At 71.2% G+C, this 16825-nt stretch carries 13 protein-coding genes; 1 reads left to right on the top strand and 12 read right to left on the bottom strand.

The features are described 5' to 3' along the window. Positions 1 to 90 precede the first annotated feature (90 nt). The 3 genes from eno to ASF75_RS15465 form a co-directional block, all read right to left on the bottom strand. Positions 91 to 1374, bottom strand: a complete 1284-nt coding sequence (gene eno, locus ASF75_RS15475; RefSeq protein WP_027464494.1) for a phosphopyruvate hydratase — start codon at positions 1372 to 1374, stop codon at positions 91 to 93. A 123-nt stretch (positions 1375 to 1497) separates the two neighbouring features. Further along, on the bottom strand, positions 1498 to 2742 hold the full coding sequence (gene hisS / locus ASF75_RS15470) for a histidine--tRNA ligase (protein WP_042537717.1): 1245 nt from the start codon (positions 2740 to 2742) through the stop codon (positions 1498 to 1500). Between the two features lie 284 nt (positions 2743 to 3026). Next, positions 3027 to 3722 (bottom strand): MazG family protein, encoded by a 696-nt coding sequence (locus ASF75_RS15465; RefSeq protein WP_056072830.1) that lies wholly within the window; start codon positions 3720 to 3722, stop codon positions 3027 to 3029. Positions 3723 to 3812: 90 nt separating this feature from the next. On the opposite strand from ASF75_RS15465, the gene nhaA reads away from it, so the two are divergent. Further along, on the top strand, positions 3813 to 4991 hold the full coding sequence (gene nhaA / locus ASF75_RS15460) for a Na+/H+ antiporter NhaA (RefSeq protein WP_056072828.1): 1179 nt from the start codon (positions 3813 to 3815) through the stop codon (positions 4989 to 4991). Positions 4992 to 5089: 98 nt separating this feature from the next. Here nhaA and mfd read toward each other — a convergent pair whose 3' ends face one another. The 9 genes from mfd to ASF75_RS15415 form a co-directional block, all read right to left on the bottom strand. Continuing rightward, positions 5090 to 8698 (bottom strand): transcription-repair coupling factor, encoded by a 3609-nt coding sequence (mfd, locus tag ASF75_RS15455; protein ID WP_056072825.1) that lies wholly within the window; start codon positions 8696 to 8698, stop codon positions 5090 to 5092. A 69-nt stretch (positions 8699 to 8767) separates the two neighbouring features. Continuing rightward, a complete protein-coding gene (pth, locus tag ASF75_RS15450; RefSeq protein ID WP_017886754.1) occupies positions 8768 to 9352 on the bottom strand; it encodes an aminoacyl-tRNA hydrolase in 585 nt (194 codons plus the stop codon). Positions 9353 to 9382: 30 nt separating this feature from the next. After that, positions 9383 to 10006, bottom strand: a complete 624-nt coding sequence (locus ASF75_RS15445) for a 50S ribosomal protein L25/general stress protein Ctc (RefSeq protein WP_042537722.1) — start codon at positions 10004 to 10006, stop codon at positions 9383 to 9385. Between the two features lie 230 nt (positions 10007 to 10236). Next, positions 10237 to 11139, bottom strand: coding sequence for a hypothetical protein (locus tag ASF75_RS15440; protein ID WP_056072821.1), 903 nt, complete (start codon positions 11137 to 11139; stop codon positions 10237 to 10239). Between the two features lie 63 nt (positions 11140 to 11202). Then, positions 11203 to 12555 carry a D-mannonate dehydratase ManD gene (manD, locus tag ASF75_RS15435; RefSeq protein ID WP_235517712.1) on the bottom strand — a complete coding sequence of 451 codons (1353 nt, stop codon included), beginning with the start codon at positions 12553 to 12555 and terminating at the stop codon, positions 11203 to 11205. Beyond that, positions 12552 to 13835 carry a mannitol dehydrogenase family protein gene (locus ASF75_RS15430; protein ID WP_082509791.1) on the bottom strand — a complete coding sequence of 428 codons (1284 nt, stop codon included), beginning with the start codon at positions 13833 to 13835 and terminating at the stop codon, positions 12552 to 12554. The genes manD and ASF75_RS15430 overlap by 4 nt, the downstream gene beginning before the upstream one ends. Beyond that, positions 13832 to 14719, bottom strand: a complete 888-nt coding sequence (locus ASF75_RS15425; RefSeq protein ID WP_056072819.1) for a sugar phosphate isomerase/epimerase family protein — start codon at positions 14717 to 14719, stop codon at positions 13832 to 13834. The genes ASF75_RS15430 and ASF75_RS15425 overlap by 4 nt, the downstream gene beginning before the upstream one ends. Then, complete coding sequence (locus ASF75_RS15420; RefSeq protein WP_056072816.1) at positions 14716 to 15975, bottom strand: Gfo/Idh/MocA family oxidoreductase; 1260 nt, start codon at positions 15973 to 15975, stop codon at positions 14716 to 14718. The genes ASF75_RS15425 and ASF75_RS15420 overlap by 4 nt, the downstream gene beginning before the upstream one ends. Then, the gene (locus tag ASF75_RS15415; RefSeq protein WP_056072813.1) at positions 15972 to 16811 is read right to left on the bottom strand and encodes a sugar phosphate isomerase/epimerase family protein; all 840 of its coding nucleotides are present in this window, start codon (positions 16809 to 16811) and stop codon (positions 15972 to 15974) included. Before ASF75_RS15415 ends, ASF75_RS15420 begins: the two co-directional genes overlap by 4 nt. Positions 16812 to 16825 lie beyond the last annotated feature (14 nt).

Here is a 16825-nt window from a genome sequence, read left to right as displayed (position 1 = left end):
TCGGCACTCCGTGGCCGCACACACGACGAGACGCCGTCCTCGTGGAGGAGGACGGCGTCTCGGTGGTGCGGGTGCTGCTGGCCGGGCTGGTTACAGCGAAGCGGCGCGCGGGAAGGCCGAGCGGCCGGCGTACACCGCGGCGTCGCCGAGCTCTTCCTCGATGCGGAGCAGCTGGTTGTACTTCGCGACGCGGTCCGAGCGGGCCGGGGCGCCGGTCTTGATCTGACCACCGTCGACCGCGACCGCGATGTCCGCGATCGTGGTGTCCTCGGTCTCGCCGGAGCGGTGCGACAGGATCGAGGTCAGGCCGTGACGGTGCGCGAGCGAGACCGCGTCGAGGGTCTCGGTGAGCGTGCCGATCTGGTTGACCTTGACGAGGATCGAGTTCGCGGCCTTCTCGTCGATGCCCCGCTGCAGACGCTTCGGGTTCGTGACGAACAGGTCGTCGCCGACGATCTGGACCTTGTCGCCGAGTTCGGCGGTCAGGTGCGACCAGCCTTCCCAGTCGTCCTCGGCCAGCGGGTCCTCGATGGTGACGAGGGGGTAGTTCGCGACGAGCTCGGCGAAGTAGGAGGTGAACTCCTGGCTCGAGAGCTGCTTGCCCTCGAACTGGTACTTGCCGTCCGAGAAGAACTCGGTGGACGCGACGTCGAGGCCGACGGCGATGTCCTTGCCGGGCGTGTAACCGGCCTTCTCGATCGCGGTGAGCAGGAAGTCGAGCGCGGCGCGGTTCGACGCGAGCTCGGGCGCGAAGCCACCCTCGTCGCCGAGGCCGGTGGCCAGGCCCTGCTTCTTCAGCTCGCCCTTGAGGGCGTGGTAGGTCTCGACGCCCCAGCGGAGTGCCTCGGAGAAGGACTCGGCGCCGTACGGCACCAGGAAGAACTCCTGGATGTCGACGTTGGTGTCCGCGTGGGCACCGCCGTTGACGACGTTCATCAGCGGGACGGGCAGCGTGTGCGCGTTCGGGCCGCCGAGGTAGCGGAACAGCGGCAGGTCGACCGAGTCGGCTGCGGCACGGGCGACGGCGAGCGAGGCACCGAGGATCGCGTTCGCGCCGAGGCGGGACTTGTTCTCGGTGCCGTCGAGCTCGATGAGCGCGGCGTCGACGAGGCGCTGGTCGGTGGCGTCGAAGCCCTCGAGCGCCGGGCCGATCTCGTCGAGGACGGCGTCGACGGCCTTGAGCACGCCCTTGCCGCCGTAGCGCGAGGCGTCGCCGTCGCGGAGCTCGTACGCCTCGAACGCGCCGGTGGATGCACCGGACGGGACGAGCGCGCGGGACACGACGCCGTCGTCGAGGAGGACCTCGACCTCGACCGTCGGGTTGCCTCGGGAATCGAGGACTTCGCGTGCGCCTACGGCATCGATCAGGGCCACGGGGTACTCCCTACACATTGGTTGTGGTGATTGCGGTTTCGATCCTAGCGAGCGGAGGTGAACACGACGTCGGCCGTGACGCCGACCTGTGGACGAGTCCGTGCTGGAACGGGGACTGGGTGCTCAGTCGAGCGGGCGGAACGCGACGCCCTCGAGCGACGCGGTGTCGGCCGAGACGGTCGCGAATGCCGTGAAGCCCTGCGCGGCGAGGCCGGCGAGCAGGTTCTTCGTGTTCTTCGTGCGGCGCTCGAGCCGGACGCGCCGGTGGGACGCCAGCGCCTCGGTCTTCAGCGCGGCGAGCCGGACCGGGTCGACGTCCTTGTCGTACACGAGCACGACGGCGTCGGCCTCGGCGGACTCCGGCAGGGTCACGAGGTCGACGAGCCGTTCGAAGCCGAGCGAGAACCCGACGGCGGGGACGTCCTGCCCGAGGAACCGGCCGATCATGCCGTCGTACCGGCCACCGCCACCGAGGCTGTAGCCGAAGTCGGGGTGCGCGACCTCGAAGATCGTGCCCGTGTAGTAGCCCATGCCGCGCACGAGCGTCGGGTCGAACCGCAGGTCCACCCCGGGCAGCGCCTCGCGCAGGCGGAGCAGGTCGGCGAAGGCCTCGGCGTCCAGCCACGGCGCGCCCTCGACCGACGTCCAGTCCGCGGCCTCGAGCGCGCGGATGGTGTCCTCGAGCCCGGGCAGGTCGGCGCCCACGGTGCTGCGGAGCTCTGCCGCGACGCCGTCCGCGCCGATCTTGTCGAGCTTGTCGATCGTGATGAGCGCGCGGTCGGCAGCAGCGGGCTCGGTGATCCCCCACGACGCGAGGAGTGCCAGGAGGATCCGGCGGTCGTTGATCCGGATCGTCGTGCCACTGACACCGAGGGCGTCGAGGGCCGCCGTCGTCGCGCGGATGAGCTCGATCTCGGCGAGCTGCCCGGGCTCCCCCAGGATGTCGATGTCGCACTGCACGAACTGGCGGTAGCGGCCCTTCTGCGGGCGCTCAGCGCGCCAGACCGGGGCGATCTGCACGGAACGGAAGACCGACGGCAGCTCCGCACGGTGCGAGGCGTAGAAGCGTGCGAGGGGAACGGTCAGGTCGAACCGCAGACCGAGGTCGGCGAGGTCCAGCGGGGCCTCGGCGCCCTGCAGGTCCTCGGTGGTCAGCCCGCGCTTCATCACCGCGAACGCCAGCTTCTCGTTGTCGCCACCCAGCCCGGAGTGCAGCCGCGCAGCGTCCTCCACCACCGGGGTCTCGATCTCGTCGAAACCGTGCCGCGAGTAGACGTCCCGCACGACACCGAGCACGTGCTCGCGCCGGGCCTTGTCCGCCGGGAGGAAGTCACGCATGCCACGGGGTGCCGTCACGGTCGTTGCCATGCGGCCAATTCTGGCAGACGGCCGCCCCGGCTTGCGCGCCTTCCGATCCACTGGCATACTGCATGCAGAACCTCGGTCCGGATCGTGCCTGATCCACGTTCCGGATCGTTCGCGGGGCGACGTGCTGCAGTGCGTCCCGCGGTTCGAGCGGGATTCCCTGTCGGCCCCTCTCCCTGGTGGAGCCGACGCCCGCTCACGGGCGCCCTCTCTTTTTCGGGTTGGGAGGGCGCCCGTTCTCTCCAGCCCGGATCCTCCGAGCCCGGAGCGACCTCGCGCACCCGGGATCACTCCAGAGCGCGACCGGCCTCCTCGAGCTCCGTCACCGCGGCGCGCAGACTCGCGACCGGGTCCACCCCGAGCCCCGCCGCAGCCGCGATCTCCCCGAGCACCGCTCGCCCCCACCCGGGGTCGGCCGTGCCCACCCCGTCGTCCGCCGCCAGCGCGGCGGACGCACCACGGGCCTCCAGGCCGACGCCGGAACCGGCCCCGACGACGGAGGCGACGACCGCATCGGCGTCCCCACGCTCCTGCAGCCGTTCCAACAGCTTCACCGCACGCTCCAGCGGCGGCATCGCCCGCGGCACCCCGTCGAACGCACTCCGCCGGCTCGCCTTCTCGGACGCCTTGGCCGCACGCCAGACCCGCACGACGTCCTCGACGGTGTCCGCCGTCTCGTCACCGAACACGTGCGGGTGCCGCCTGGTCATCTTGTCCCGCACCCCGGCGGCGACGTCCTCGAGCGTGAAGTCCCCCGCCCGGGCGGCGATCCCCGCGTGCAGGACCACCTGGTAGAGCAGGTCGCCGAGCTCCTCGCGGACATCGGCCGGGTCGCCGTCGTCGATGGCGTCGACGAGTTCGTACGACTCCTCGACGGCGTACCGGGCGAGTGAGGCGTGGGTCTGCGCCCGGTTCCAGACGCACCCGCCGTCCTCGGCGAGCAGGCGGTCGACGACGGTCACGAGGTCCGGTACGGCGGTCATCCGGCCATGGTCCCACTCCCGTAGACTGGCAGTGGTGTGTCGGGAAGTCTGGTCGACGGACACTCACCCGACCCCTCGAGACGGAGATCCATGTCGTCCCTCGTCCGCTCCCCCCGCTTCAGCGCCATCGCGCTCCTCACCGCCGCCGTGCTCGGCCTGGTCGTGGCGAACTCCCCGATCGGCCCCGGCCTCGAACGGCTCCTCGACGCGCACCTGCCGCTCGGTGCGCTGGGCCTCGACCTGTCGATCGCGCACTGGATCAGCGACGGCCTGCTCGCGGTCTTCTTCCTGCTCGTCGCGATCGAGCTGAAGCAGGAACTCGTCGACGGTGAGCTGTCGAACCCCAAGACCGCGATCATCCCCGCCATCGCCGCGGTCGGCGGTGTGCTCGTCCCGGCCGGCATCTTCCTGCTCGTCACCGCGGGCACGCAGTACACGCACGGGTGGCCGATCCCGACGGCGACGGACATCGCGTTCGCGCTCGGGGTGCTCGCCATGTTCGGTCGCGGGCTGCCGAGCGGCATCCGGGTGTTCCTGCTCGCGCTGGCCGTCCTCGACGACCTCATCGCGATCATCATCATCGCCGTGGTGTTCGCCCACGACACCGACTTCCTGGCCCTCGCCGGTGCCGTCGTCACGCTCGTGGCGTTCTGGCTGCTCGGCCGGATGCTCCGTCCGGGGCGCTCCGGACAGACGCTGATCATCGTGGCGATGGTCGTCGTCGGGCTCCTGACCTGGTGGCTCGTCTACCACTCCGGTGTGCACGCCACCATCGCCGGCGTCGCGCTCGGGCTCGTGCTGCCCCGCCGTCCGGGCCACACCCTGCACGAGAACGTCGAGCCGTGGTCGAACGCGATCGTGCTGCCGGTGTTCGCGTTCGCGTCGGCCGCCGTCATCATCCCCGCGGTCGGCATCAGCGAGCTCTCGCCCACGTTCTGGGCGGTCGTCCTCGCGCTACCGGTCGGCAAGGTGATCGGCATCACCCTGTTCGGCACGATCGCCACGCGGATCTTCCGCTCCCCCGGCCGCTCGTCGCTGTCGTTCTTCTCGATCATCACCGTCGGCGTGCTCGGCGGCATCGGGTTCACGGTGTCGCTGCTCATGAACGAGCTGGCGTTCGCCCGCAACGAGGAGATCCTCGACGAGGGCGTCCTCGCCGTGCTCGTCGGATCGGGCATCGCCATCGTCGCGTCGGCGGTCGTCGTCACCCTGCGTGCGCGGGCGTACCGCGCGCGCCGCGAACTGTCCGAGGCCGAGGACACCGAGTAGCGGCTTCGCACCCGTTCCGCGACACGGCACGCGTCGTTCGACGCGTGGATCGTCGCGAGCGGCGTGCGCGCCGTGGACCAGTCCGTGACGGGCCGCGTCTACGCGGCCGGCGCCTCCGCCGGGGTCGTCGCCCCGTACACGGCGGTGAGGATGCTCTCCACCCACTGGATGAGAGCGTCGTCCGGCAGCGCCTGGTCGTGCGGGCGCGGCACGGGGATGCTCGACGCGTTCTGCTGCGGGAACCAGCGGGCCCCCGGGAACATGCGCTTCAGGCGCACCTGCGACGAGTCGGCGAGTTCCTTGCCGGCAACCCGCAGGTTGGAACCCATCACGACGACGTCGGACAAGCCGACCTGCTGCGCCATCCGACGCAGGCGGGAGACCTCGACCAGGGTCTGCACGGCCTGCGGCGGCTGCCCGTAGCGGTCGGTGAGCTCGTCGAGCACCATGTCGATCGCGTTCGGCTGCGCCGTCGGGGCCGAGGCCGCCGACAGCTTCTGGTACGCCTCGAGCCGGAGCCGCTCGGACTCGACGTAGTCCTCGGGGATGTGCGCGTCGACGGGGATCTCGAGCCGGAGCTCGGTCTGCCCCTCGGCGACGTCGCCACGGAACTGCGACACCGCCTCGCCGATCATCCGGAGGTACAGGTCGAACCCGACACCCGCGATGTGGCCGGACTGCTCACCACCGAGCAGGTTGCCCGCCCCGCGGATCTCGAGGTCCTTCATGGCGACCTGCATGCCCGCACCGAGCTCGTTGTTCGCCGCGATGGTCTCGAGGCGGTCCTGTGCGGTCTCGGACAGCGGTTTGTCGGAGTCGTAGAGGAAGTACGCGTACCCGCGCTCGCGGCCACGGCCGACACGACCGCGCAGCTGGTGCAGCTGCGACAGCCCGTACTTGTCCGCCTTGTCGATGATGAGCGTGTTGGCGTTCGCGATGTCGAGACCGGTCTCGATGATCGTCGTCGAGACGAGGACGTCGAAGCGACGCTCCCAGAAGTCGACCATGACCTGCTCGAGGGTGGTCTCCGACATCTGCCCGTGCGCCACGGCGATGCGGGCGTCCGGCACGATCTCGGCCAGGTGTGCGGCGACCGACTGGATGTCCTTCACCCGGTTGTGCACGTAGAACACCTGGCCCTCGCGCAGCAGCTCGCGACGGATCGCCGCCGCCACCTGCAAGTCGGACTGCGGCCCGACGAAGGTCAGGATCGGGTGGCGGTCCTCTGGTGGGGTGGCGAGGGTCGACATCTCGCGGATGCCCGTGACCGCCATCTCGAGCGAGCGCGGGATCGGGGTCGCCGACATCGCCAGCACGTCGACGTTCGTCTTGAACTTCTTGAGCTGGTCCTTGTGCTCGACGCCGAACCGCTGTTCCTCGTCGATGATGACGAGACCGACGTCCTTGAAGGTGATGCCCTGCGACAGGATCCGGTGGGTCGCGATGACGATGTCGACCGTGCCGTCGGCGAGCCCGGCGATGGTCTCCTTCGACTCCTTCTCGGTCTGGAACCGGCTCAGGGCGCGCAGGTGCACCGGGAACCCGGCGAAGCGCTCCTGGAAGGTCTCCATGTGCTGGCGGACGAGCAGGGTCGTCGGGACGAGCATGACGACCTGCTTGCCGTCCTGCACGGCCTTGAACGCGGCGCGGATCGCGACCTCGGTCTTGCCGTAGCCGACGTCGCCGGAGAGCAGGCGGTCCATCGGGATCGGCCGTTCCATGTCGCGCTTGATCTCGTCGATCGTGGTGAGCTGGTCGGCGGTCTCGGCGAACGGGAACGCCTCTTCCAGCTCGCGCTGCCACGGGGTGTCGGGACCGAACGCGTGCCCCTTCGACGCCATCCGCGACGAGTACAGCTTGACCAGGTCGACGGCGATGTCGCGGACGGCCTTGCGCGCCTTCGACTTGGCGGCGGACCAGTCCGAGCCGCCCATCTTCGACAGGGTCGGGGACTCACCACCGACGTAGCGGGACAGCTGGTCGAGCTGGTCGGTCGGCACGAAGAGCTTGTCGCCCGGGTAGTTGCGCTTCGACGGCGCGTACTCGAGCACGAGGTACTCGCGCTGCGTCTTCACCGCGTTGCGTCCACCCGAGCTCACTTCGCGGCTGACGAGCTCGACGAACTTGCCGATGCCGTGGGTCGCGTGCACGACGACGTCGCCCGGCTTGAGCTGCAGCGGGTCGACGACGTTCTTGCGCCGGCTCGCGAGCTTCTTGACGGTGCGGGCCCCCTGCTGGACGCTGCGGCCGTAGAACTCGGCCTCGCTCAGGACCGCGATGCGGGGGTCGGGGATGGCGAAGCCGTGCTCGACGGTCGCGGTCGTCACGACGGCGAACCCCGGCTCGGGCGGCGCGTCGACCGCTGCGGCACGGGCAGCGACCCCGGCGTCGGCCAGCACCTGCACCGCACGTTCGACGAGGCCCTGCCCCTGCGCGGTCACCACGACCGCCCACCCGTCGTCGGTCAGCGACTTGACGTGCGCGATCGCCCCGTCGGCGCTGCCCGCGAAGCTCGGCACCGCCTCCGCCCGGACGCGGATGTACTCGCCGGCTTCGGCAGCGGCCTCGGCGTCGGTGAGGACGCGCTCGGTGTCCCCTTCGTCGAGGCCGGAGTCGAACGGCGACACCGTCCACCAGGTGCGCTGCCCGCGGGTGTTCTTGAGCTGCTGCACGGTCAGGAAGTTGCCCGCGTCGAGGTCGATCGGGGCCTGTGCCCCGGCGACCGCTGCGCTCCAGGCCGCCTGCAGGAACTCGGTGTTCGTCTCGGCCAGGCTGTTCGCGCGGCCGTTCACCCGCTCGGGCGAGAACACCGCGATGGTGGCGTCGTCCGGCAGGTAGGAGGTCATCGGAACGAGGTCCTGCACGAGCGCCGGAGCGAGCGACTCCATGCCCTCGACCGGGATACCCTCGGCGATCTTCGCGAGCATCTGGGACAGGTTCGGGAACTCGTGCAGCATCTCGCGGGCCCGCTGCCGGACTTCCTCGCTGAGCAGGAGTTCGCGCGAGGCGGTCAGCTCGACCGAACCGAGGTCGTCCTCGGTGGTGCGCTGGTCGGCGACGGAGAACGCCTTGATCGCCTCGATCTCGTCGCCGAAGAAGTCGACACGCGCCGGGTGGTCGGCCGCCGGCGGGAAGACGTCGAGGATGCCACCGCGCACCGCGAACTCACCACGGCGGGTGACGAGGTCGACGCGCGAGTAGGCGAGGTCCACCAGCTGCGCCGAGATCGCCGCCAGGTCGTTGCCCCGCGAGTCGGTCCGGAGCACCACCGGCGCCAGGGACGTCAGGTTGCTCGCGATCGGCTGCAGCGCGGCTCGGACGCTCGCGACGACGACGGTCTGGCGCCGCTCGGTCGGGTCCGTCGCCTGCCACGCAGCGAGCTTGCGGAGCGTCGCGATGCGTGTGCCGACGGTCTGGGGGCTCGGGCTGAGACGCTCGTGCGGCAGGGTCTCCCACGCGGGGAACTCGAGCACCTCGGCGTCGGGGACGTAGCTGCCGAACGCTTCGCGGACCGCTTCGGCTTCACGCCCGGTCGCCGTGATGACGAGGACGCACTGCGGACCGTTGCGCTCGGCGAGCAGCGCACCGAGCAGCGGCACGCGCAGGCCGTCCACGACGGAGAAGTCGGCGTCGCGCGGTGCGGCGCGCAGCACGCGATCGAAGGCGGAGGCGCGCGAGAGCGCAGGGATGATGCCCGAGATCGTCACTCAGGAGATGGTACCGGCCACCACCGACGCCGACCGCGCCGTGCGCGACGGGCGAACAGCGCGGAACACTCAGGACGGAGCGTGCACGCGCTGCTGTGCGGCGAGCAGGCCGACCTCGGCGATCGCCTCGACCGCGTCGGCGGCGTCGGCCAGCAGGATCGGGAGCGTCTTCTTCTCGGCTGCGGAGAAGTCACGCAGCACGTAGTCGGCCGGGTCCTGCCGACCGGGCGGACGCCCGATGCCGACCCGGACGCGCATGAACTCGTTCGTCCCGGTGGCCTTGATGATGTCGCGCAGCCCGTTGTGCCCGCCGTGCCCGCCACTGCCCTTCAGGCGGACGGTGTCGAACGGCAGGTCGAGCTCATCGTGCACGACGACGAGGTCGGCCGGGGTGGCGCTGTAGAACCCGAGCACCGAGGAGACCGGTCCGCCCGAGGTGTTCATGAACGACCCGGGCTTCGCCAGCACGAGTCGTGTGCCGCCGGGCACCAGGCGCCCCTCGGCGACCTGGTTCGGCGTCTTGTGCTTCTTGAACGTCGCACCCATGCGGGACGCGAGTTCGTCGAGGACCATCTGGCCGACGTTGTGGCGGTTGCCCGCGTAGTCGGGCCCGGGGTTACCGAGCCCGACCACCACGAGGATGTTGTCCGTCACAGCGTCGACCAGATGTCTTCGAAGGGGGTGTTACTCGGAGTCCGCGGCGCCCTCGGCACCCGACTCGGCGCCGGCCTCGGCCGAGGCTTCGTCCGCAGCGTCGTCGTCAGCGGTGCCACGCGGGGTGACGATCGCGACGACGAGCGCCTCGGGGTCGGTCTCGAGCTCGGCGCCCTCGGGGAGCTCGAGCTGCGAGGCGTGGATCTGCACGCCGTCCTCGAGGCCCTCGACGTTCACGGAGACGTGCTCCGGGATGTCGGTGGCGAGCACGAGCAGCGAGATCGTGTTGAGGTCCTGCACGTGGATGGTGCCGGAGAAGGACTCGCCCTCGATGACGACGGGCACGTCGACCGTGACCTTCTCGCCACGGCGGAGGACCACGAGGTCGATGTGCTCGATGATCTGACGCACCGGGTCACGCTGGACGTCCTTGACGAGGGCGAGCTGGGCAGCACCCTCGATGTCGAGGTCGACGACCGCGTTGGCGGTACGGACGAGCAGCATGGTCTCGTGACCGGGCAGCGAGATGTGCTTCGGCTCGGTCCCGTGGCCGTAGACGACGGCGGGGATCTTGTCGGCCGCGCGGAGCTTGCGAGCAGCGCCCTTGCCGAACTTGGTGCGGACTTCCGCTGCGAGCTTGGTGTAGTCGGCCATGGTGCCTCCTGGTGTCGGGGACGACGCCGGGGTGCCGGCATCGTGGGGGTCTGTGGTGTTGCAACTCGAACGCGTGCACGCGTGAGGAACGATCCCAGGGTCTTGCCGGGTATCCCACCGCGTCGATCACGGCCGCGCGTACGCAGCCCTCGCCGAAGTCAGGGACTGAGTCTAGCAGGGCCGTCCGGGCGTGTCGTCCCGTGATCTGCCCGCTCCGGCTGCGACGACGCTCAACGGCCGACCTGCCGACGGTGCTCCTGCGCGGCGTGGAGGACGTCGCGGGCCCGGTCGCTCGCCGCCTCGGCCTGGTCGCGGGCTGCTTCGAGCCGGGTGATCTCGGCCTCGGCCTGCTCGAGGGCACGCTGGAGCTCCGCGCGCCGCTCCTCCGCCTGTTCGAGATCGGCCTCGGCGGTGTCGAGTGCTGCGTCGGCGTCGCGGGACTCCGTGCGCGCTGCGGTCTCGGCCTGGCGCGCGGCCTTCCGGTCGGCGGCCGGGTCGCGCTTCGGTTCGGGTTCGGCGTCCGGTTCCGCGGCGTCGCGCTGCGCGGGCCTGGAGGCACGGCTCGCCTTCCGCGCACCCCTCGCCTGGGAGATGGGGATGGGTGGGGCATCGCTGCCGGACCAGGCATCGGGCACCGCGTCCGGATCCGCGAGCGCCCCGTCGAGGTCGACCGCGTCGAACCCCACGCTCTCGAGCGCCGTCACGAGCAGCCCCGACCGGACGGCCGCGCCGGCGTGCGGATCCGCCATCGCCGCCCCGATCGTGGACCGGACCTGCTCGAGCACCGCCGGGGTGACGGGATGTCCGGCGTCGGACGCCAGGTCCGCTCCCGCCTGTGCGAGGGCGTCGACGACCTCGGCGCGCTGCTTGCGGAGGGTCCGGATCGCGTCGGGGTCGGCGTCGGCCTGGGCCCTGCGGAGCGCCGGTCCGAGGTCGACGGCGTCGTCGAGGGCACCGTCGTGGGCGAGCAGGTCGATCACCCAGGCGGCCGGTGAGGGCTTCCGGAGCTTCCCGATCGCCGTCGCGAGGGCACGGTCGTCCTTGCGCACCGCGCGCTGCCGTGCGGTGCGCTCGGCGACGAAGTCCGGCGGCGCGACGAGCAGCAGCTCCCTGGCGACGTCGGCGAACTCCATGCGACCACTGTGCCCGTTCACCACCGTGCCCGCGCAGCACCCTGCCCGCCGCGGCGTCGGGGACTACCAGTCGTGGACGGTGCCGTCGGCCAGGCGGTTGAACGGCAGGTACGCCTGCTCGTACGGGTACTTGCCGGCCTCGTCGACATCGAGGCTGACCCCGAGACCCGGCTCGTCACCCGGGTGCAGGTAACCGTCGCTGAACGTGAACGTCTGGTGGAACACCTGGTTGGTCTGCGGCCCGTGCTGCATGTACTCCTGGATGCCGAAGTTGTGGATCGCGAGCCCGAGGTGCATCTGCGCGGCGAGGCCCACCGGGGAGATGTCGGTCGGCCCGTGGAACCCGGACTTGACCTGGTAGAGCGCGGCGTACTCCATCGTCTTCTTGAGCGGGGTGACGCCGCCCATGTGCGTGACGGCACCGCGGACGTAGTCGATGAGCTGGTCGCGGATGATGTCCTTGAAGTCCCAGATGGTGTTGAACACCTCGCCGATCGCCAGCGGCGTCGTGGTGTGCTGCCGGACGAGCTTCAGGGCCTCCTGGTTCTCTGCGGGGGTGCAGTCCTCGAGCCAGAACAGGTCGTACGGCTCGAGCGACTTGCCGAGCTTCGCGGCCTGCAGCGGGGTCATCCGGTGGTGACCGTCGTGCAGCAGGGGCAGCTCCGGGCCGAACTCGTTGCGGACGGCCTCGAACACGGTGGGCACGTGGCGCAGGTAGGCACGGGTGTCCCAGTCCTCCATCGCCGGGTACGCACCGCGCTGGGCGGGTTCGAAGTCGTAGCGGACGCCGGCGTTGCCCTCGGTGGTCGTGTTCGACGCGATGCCGTAGATGGACTCGAGGCCGGGGACACCGGTCTGCACACGGATGGAGCGGTAGCCCTCTTCCTGGTGCTCTCGGATGGAGTCGAACAGCTCGGGCAGTTCCTTGCCCGAGGCGTGGCCGTACGCCATCAGCCCGGTGCGCGACGCCCCGCCGAGCAGCTGGAAGAGCGGCATCCCGGCGACCTTCGCCTTGATGTCCCAGAGGGCCATGTCGACGGCGGCGATCGCGGCCATCGTGACCGGTCCGCGGCGCCAGTACGACGACCGGTACAGGAACTGCCAGGCGTCCTCGATGCGGCTGGCATCACGGCCGACGAGCAGCGGGACGACGTGCTCGGACAGGTACGCGGAGACGGCGAGTTCCCGGCCGTTCAGGGTGGCGTCGCCGAGTCCGGTGACGCCGTCGGCGGTCGTGAGCTTGAGCGTCACGAAGTTCCGGTTCGGGCTGGTCACGATGACCTCGGCCCGCTCGATCAGCTGCCCGCGGTCCGCCGAGGCCCAGGTGTCCGGACGTCCGGCGGTGGTCTCGGCCGGCCCGCTGTCGGTGGCGCCGGGGACCGGGGCCGCGGGGTTCGTGGTGTTCGTGTCGGTCATGCGTGGACTCCTCCGTTGGAGCTCTGGCGGGCTGCTGCCGCGGCGGTGCGGATGCCCTCGGCCGCCGCCGTCACGGCAGCGACCACGGGGGTGGTGTCGAGTTCGGGGGCGACGACGGCCAGGACGTCGTGCACGTCCGAGTCTGGCCCGGGGGCGCCGGGGTCGTCCACCAGGTCGGGCCGCCCCGTGACGTGCAGCCACCACGCGGCGAGGGCGGTGGCCGCCCCGGCACCGATGCCGGCCGAGGGGTCGCGGCTGAGCCGGTGCCGCACGACGTCGACGATGCGCACGGGCAGCTTCTGCGAGCCGCCGGACGCGATCTGCCGCAGGGTGTGCCGGATGCGCGGGTTGGCGAACCGCTCGACCAGGGCCTCGCGGGCGTCGGTGACCTCGGCCTCGGGCAGGGGCAGCTCGAGCGCGGCTTCGTCCCAGAGCTGCTCGACGGCGGTGCGGCAGACGGGGTCGTCCATCGCCTCGGCCACGGTGTCGTGGCCGAGTTGCAGCCCCAGGTAGGCCAGGAGCGAGTGCGAGCCGTTCAGCAGCCAGAGCTTCCGCTGTTCGTACGGGGTGACGTCGTCGACGATCCGGACGCCCGCCGTCTGCCACGCCGGGCGGTCGATCCCGTCGAAGGCGTCCTCGAGCACCCACTCCGCGAACGGCTCGGTGACGACGGGGACCCGGTCGCCGGCGAGCGCACCCGGCAGTTCCGGCAGGTGCGCGACGTCGTCGTCGGTGGTGGCCGGGGTGATCCGGTCCACCATCGAGCTCGGGAACGTGACGTTCGCCTCGATCCAGTCGCGCAGGGCGTCGTCGGTGACGGCGTCGAGCACGGCGTCGCGCAGGACCGCCCCGTTGTGCGTCAGGTTGTCGAGGCTGACCAGCGCGATGCGCCCGGAGCCGGCGGTGCGGCGGGCATCGAGCCCTGCGACCAACCGGGCCGGCACGTCGGAACCGGGCCGGTAGCCCTGCTCGGTGACCGTCAGCGTGACGATGGTCGTCTCCGGGGACGCGACCACGTGCCTCCAGGCGGTGTCGTCGCTGCCCGGGTGGGCGGCCGTGATCGTGTCGACCACCTCGGCGCTGTCGCCGGACGCGGCGCGGGTGACCAGCGTGTACCGGCAGCCCTGGGCAGTCAGGGCGTCGGCGACGTCGGGCGAGCGCCCGGTGAAGGCGGTGACCCCCCACGGTTCGCCGTCGGTGTGGGTGGTGTACCAGGCGAGGTGGGCGCGCGCGAACGCGCCCACCCCCACGTGGACGATGCCCGGTCGGCGATCGGTCATGCGGTCACCGGGACGAGCGAGCGGAGGTAGGCGAGGTTGTCGGCGGTGCGGGCCTCGAGCGGCAGGTCGGTGGAGAAGTCCTCGATGGTGACCCAGCCGTCGTAGCCCACCTGGCGGAGCGCGTCGAGGTACTCGGACACCGACGCCTGGCCGGTGCGCAGGGGTGCCCACTCGTGCTGCCAGATCGAGCTGCCGTCGGCACGGGTGTCGCCGGTGTCGACCCAGCGGGCGTTCTTCACGTGGGCGTGGGCCAGGTACGGCCCGAGCAGTTCGAAGGCGGCGAGGTGGTCCTCGTACCCCTCGATCACGAGGTTGCCGAGGTCGTGGATGACGCCGACGTGCGCGGGGTCGAGACCGTCGATCAGCCGCAGTGCCGCGGATGCCGACGGCGTGATCGTCATGTGGTGCAGCTCGACGAGTGCCTTCACGCCGAGCTCCGACGCACGCGCCGCGACCCACTCGAGGTCGGCGCGGGTGCGGTCGAACAGCTGACCGTACGTCTCCCCCGTGCGCTCCTTCTCGGCACGGTAGTGCGGCATCGTGACCCGCACCTGGCGGGCCCCGAGTTCGCTCGTCACGCGGAGCATCGTCTCGACACCGTCGTGGTCCGCGGCCGGCTGGTAGCCGCCGATGCCCGAGTACTCGAGTCCGGCACCGTCGGTGATCCGGGCGATGTCGCCCACCCGGTCGCGGATGCCGGTGTACTGCCACGTCGAGTTGTTGCCCGCCCAGAACGACCGCTCGGCGGGGATGGCTTCGCCGGCGGCCGGGCGGTCGTCGACCACGCGCCACTCGATGCCGTCCCAGCCCTGCGCCGCCAGGGTCTCGGCGGCTTCGGCGGGGGTCCAGTCGGGGGTCGAGGCGGTGAACACGGAGAACTTCATCGGGTGGCTCCTTCGGTCGCGGCGGCGGTTGCGGGGGTGCCGACGACCGGCACCACGTCGGCTGGGCTGGCGCTGCCTTGCCCTCGATCAGCCCCGCCGACGACCGGCACCACGTCGTCGTACGTCCCCTCGATCACGTCGTCGATGCGCACGGGGTGTCCGAGCGTCGCACTGACGTAGAGCCCGCGGACGGTGGCGAGCGAGACCAGGGCTGCGTCGACGGTGACGCCCGGTTCGCGGCCCTGCCGGATCGCGTCGACGATGTCGGTGTACTGCCGAGCGTGCCCGGCGGCGAAGTGGTCGGGTTCGGCCGGGCCGCCGACGACGTGCTCGGGCGGGACGACGTCGTCCTTCTGGTCGACGGCTCCGGCGACCGCGCTGGCGTTCGACGTGGTCGCGGCGGACTCGAGCGTCGCGGTGTCCGGGGCGATGTGGAAGTAGGCGAGCCGGTCGTCGTCGACGATCGCGGACCCGTGCGTGCCGTACACGGCGTACCGGGCGGAGAGACCCGGGTACGCGGCGGTCGTGCAGTGGACGACGCCGAGCGCCCCGCCGGCGAACCGGACGGTGGCGACCGCGGTGTCCTCGACCTCGATGCGGTCGTGGGCGAGGAGCCCGGTGTGGGCCGAGATCTCGACCGGACGGCCGAGCGCCCAGACGAGCAGGTCGACGGTGTGCACGCCCTGGTTCATCACCGCGCCGCCGCCGTCGAGCGCCCAGGTGCCGCGCCAGTCACCGGAGTCGTAGTACCCCTGCGACCGGTACCAGGCCACGCTCGCCAGGCCCGAGGTCACGGTGCCGAACCCGCCGTCGTGCGCCGCCCGGGCGACGGCCGCCGAGGCCGGGTCGAAACGGTGCTGGCTGATGACGCTCGTGACGAGCCCGCGGTCGCGAGCGGCTCCGGCGAGCGCGGCGATCTGCCGCGCCCGGGGCATCGTGGTGTCGAGCGGCTTCTCGATGACGACGTGCTTGCCGGCGGCCAGGGCGGCCTCGGCCAGCTGCACGTGCATGCCCGAGGGCGAGCAGATCGCGACGACGTCGATGTCGGTCTGGTCGATCGCCTCTTCGATGGTGGACGTCGTGATCGGACGGGCGACGCCCATCGCCTCGATCGCGTCGGCCGCGCTCGTGGCGGCTTCGGGTACGGCGTCGACGAGGGCGACGACCTGCAGGTCGGGGTGGTGCACGGCGACGGTGGCGTGGTGGCGGCCGATGACGCCGGCGCCGACGACTGCCAACTTCAGTGGGGTGGTCATCGCAGGGTGACTCCGATCTGGTCGGTGAGGGTGCGGAAGGCCCGGCCGGCACGACCGAAGGCCGCGGGGCCGGAGAACCCGCCGAGGGAGGTGAAGTCGCTGAGGTGCGGCTCGAGCGAGGCGTACCCGGAGTAGCCGGCGTCGCGGAGCGCGGTGAGGGTCTGGAGCAGTTCGCCGTCGCCCTCGCCCGCCGGCACCACCGACGAGTCGGCGGCGAGGGCGTCCTTGACCTGCAGGTAGTCGACGTACGGGGCGAGCTGCTCCCAGCCGTCGGTGAAGGGCCGGACGCCGCACTGCACGTAGTTCGCGTTGTCCCAGGCCAGTCGGAGCGCGGACGAACCGACGCTCTCGACGATGTCGAGCACGCGCGCGGGGACGTCGCCGTAGATGTCCTTCTCGTTCTCGTGCAGCAGGGTCACCCCTTCGCGCTCGGCGACGTCGGCGAGCGCCCGCATCCGGACGAGGACGCCGTCACGGACGTCGTCCGGCTGCCGACCTTCGAAGTAGAACGAGAAGATCCGGATGTTCGTGGTGCCGAGGGCGTGCGCGGCACGGATCGCGCGGGCGAGGCGTGCGACCTCGTGCTCGACGGGTTCGTCGACGGGCACCTTGCCGATCGGCGAGGCGATCGCGGACACGGTCTGCCCACGCTCGTCGAGCAGCCGGTGGAGTCCGGCGAGCTGGTCGTCGTCGAGGTCGACGACGTTGACGCCCCAGGCGCTGCGGACCTCGATGGCGCTCGCGCCGAGCGCCTGCAGGACCGCGACCTGGACGACCGGGTCGGCGTCGATCTCGTCGCCGAAACCGGAGAGTTCCCAACTGGGCTGGTCGGTCATGGTGTCCTTTCGTT

The organism is Curtobacterium sp. Leaf154 (genome assembly GCF_001424595.1).
Lineage (GTDB): Bacteria > Actinomycetota > Actinomycetes > Actinomycetales > Microbacteriaceae > Curtobacterium > Curtobacterium poinsettiae.
The sequence above is the reverse complement of the archived record's forward strand: the minus strand, read 5'-3'. Positions and strand labels throughout refer to the sequence as shown.

What these genes read in the sequence shown, in the direction of transcription:
- ASF75_RS15440 (WP_056072821.1), bottom strand. Translation starts at nt 11,139, where the DNA reads ATGGAGTTCGCCGACGTCGCCAGGGAGCTGCTGCTCGTCGCGCCGCCG.
- ASF75_RS15445 (WP_042537722.1), bottom strand. Translation starts at nt 10,006, where the DNA reads ATGGCCGACTACACCAAGCTCGCAGCGGAAGTCCGCACCAAGTTCGGC.
- nhaA (WP_056072828.1), top strand. Translation starts at nt 3,813, where the DNA reads ATGTCGTCCCTCGTCCGCTCCCCCCGCTTCAGCGCCATCGCGCTCCTC.
- ASF75_RS15430 (WP_082509791.1), bottom strand. Translation starts at nt 13,835, where the DNA reads ATGACCGATCGCCGACCGGGCATCGTCCACGTGGGGGTGGGCGCGTTC.
- ASF75_RS15465 (WP_056072830.1), bottom strand. Translation starts at nt 3,722, where the DNA reads ATGACCGCCGTACCGGACCTCGTGACCGTCGTCGACCGCCTGCTCGCC.
- ASF75_RS15425 (WP_056072819.1), bottom strand. Translation starts at nt 14,719, where the DNA reads ATGAAGTTCTCCGTGTTCACCGCCTCGACCCCCGACTGGACCCCCGCC.
- ASF75_RS15415 (WP_056072813.1), bottom strand. Translation starts at nt 16,811, where the DNA reads ATGACCGACCAGCCCAGTTGGGAACTCTCCGGTTTCGGCGACGAGATC.
- hisS (WP_042537717.1), bottom strand. Translation starts at nt 2,742, where the DNA reads ATGGCAACGACCGTGACGGCACCCCGTGGCATGCGTGACTTCCTCCCG.
- manD (WP_235517712.1), bottom strand. Translation starts at nt 12,555, where the DNA reads ATGACCGACACGAACACCACGAACCCCGCGGCCCCGGTCCCCGGCGCC.
- ASF75_RS15420 (WP_056072816.1), bottom strand. Translation starts at nt 15,975, where the DNA reads ATGACCACCCCACTGAAGTTGGCAGTCGTCGGCGCCGGCGTCATCGGC.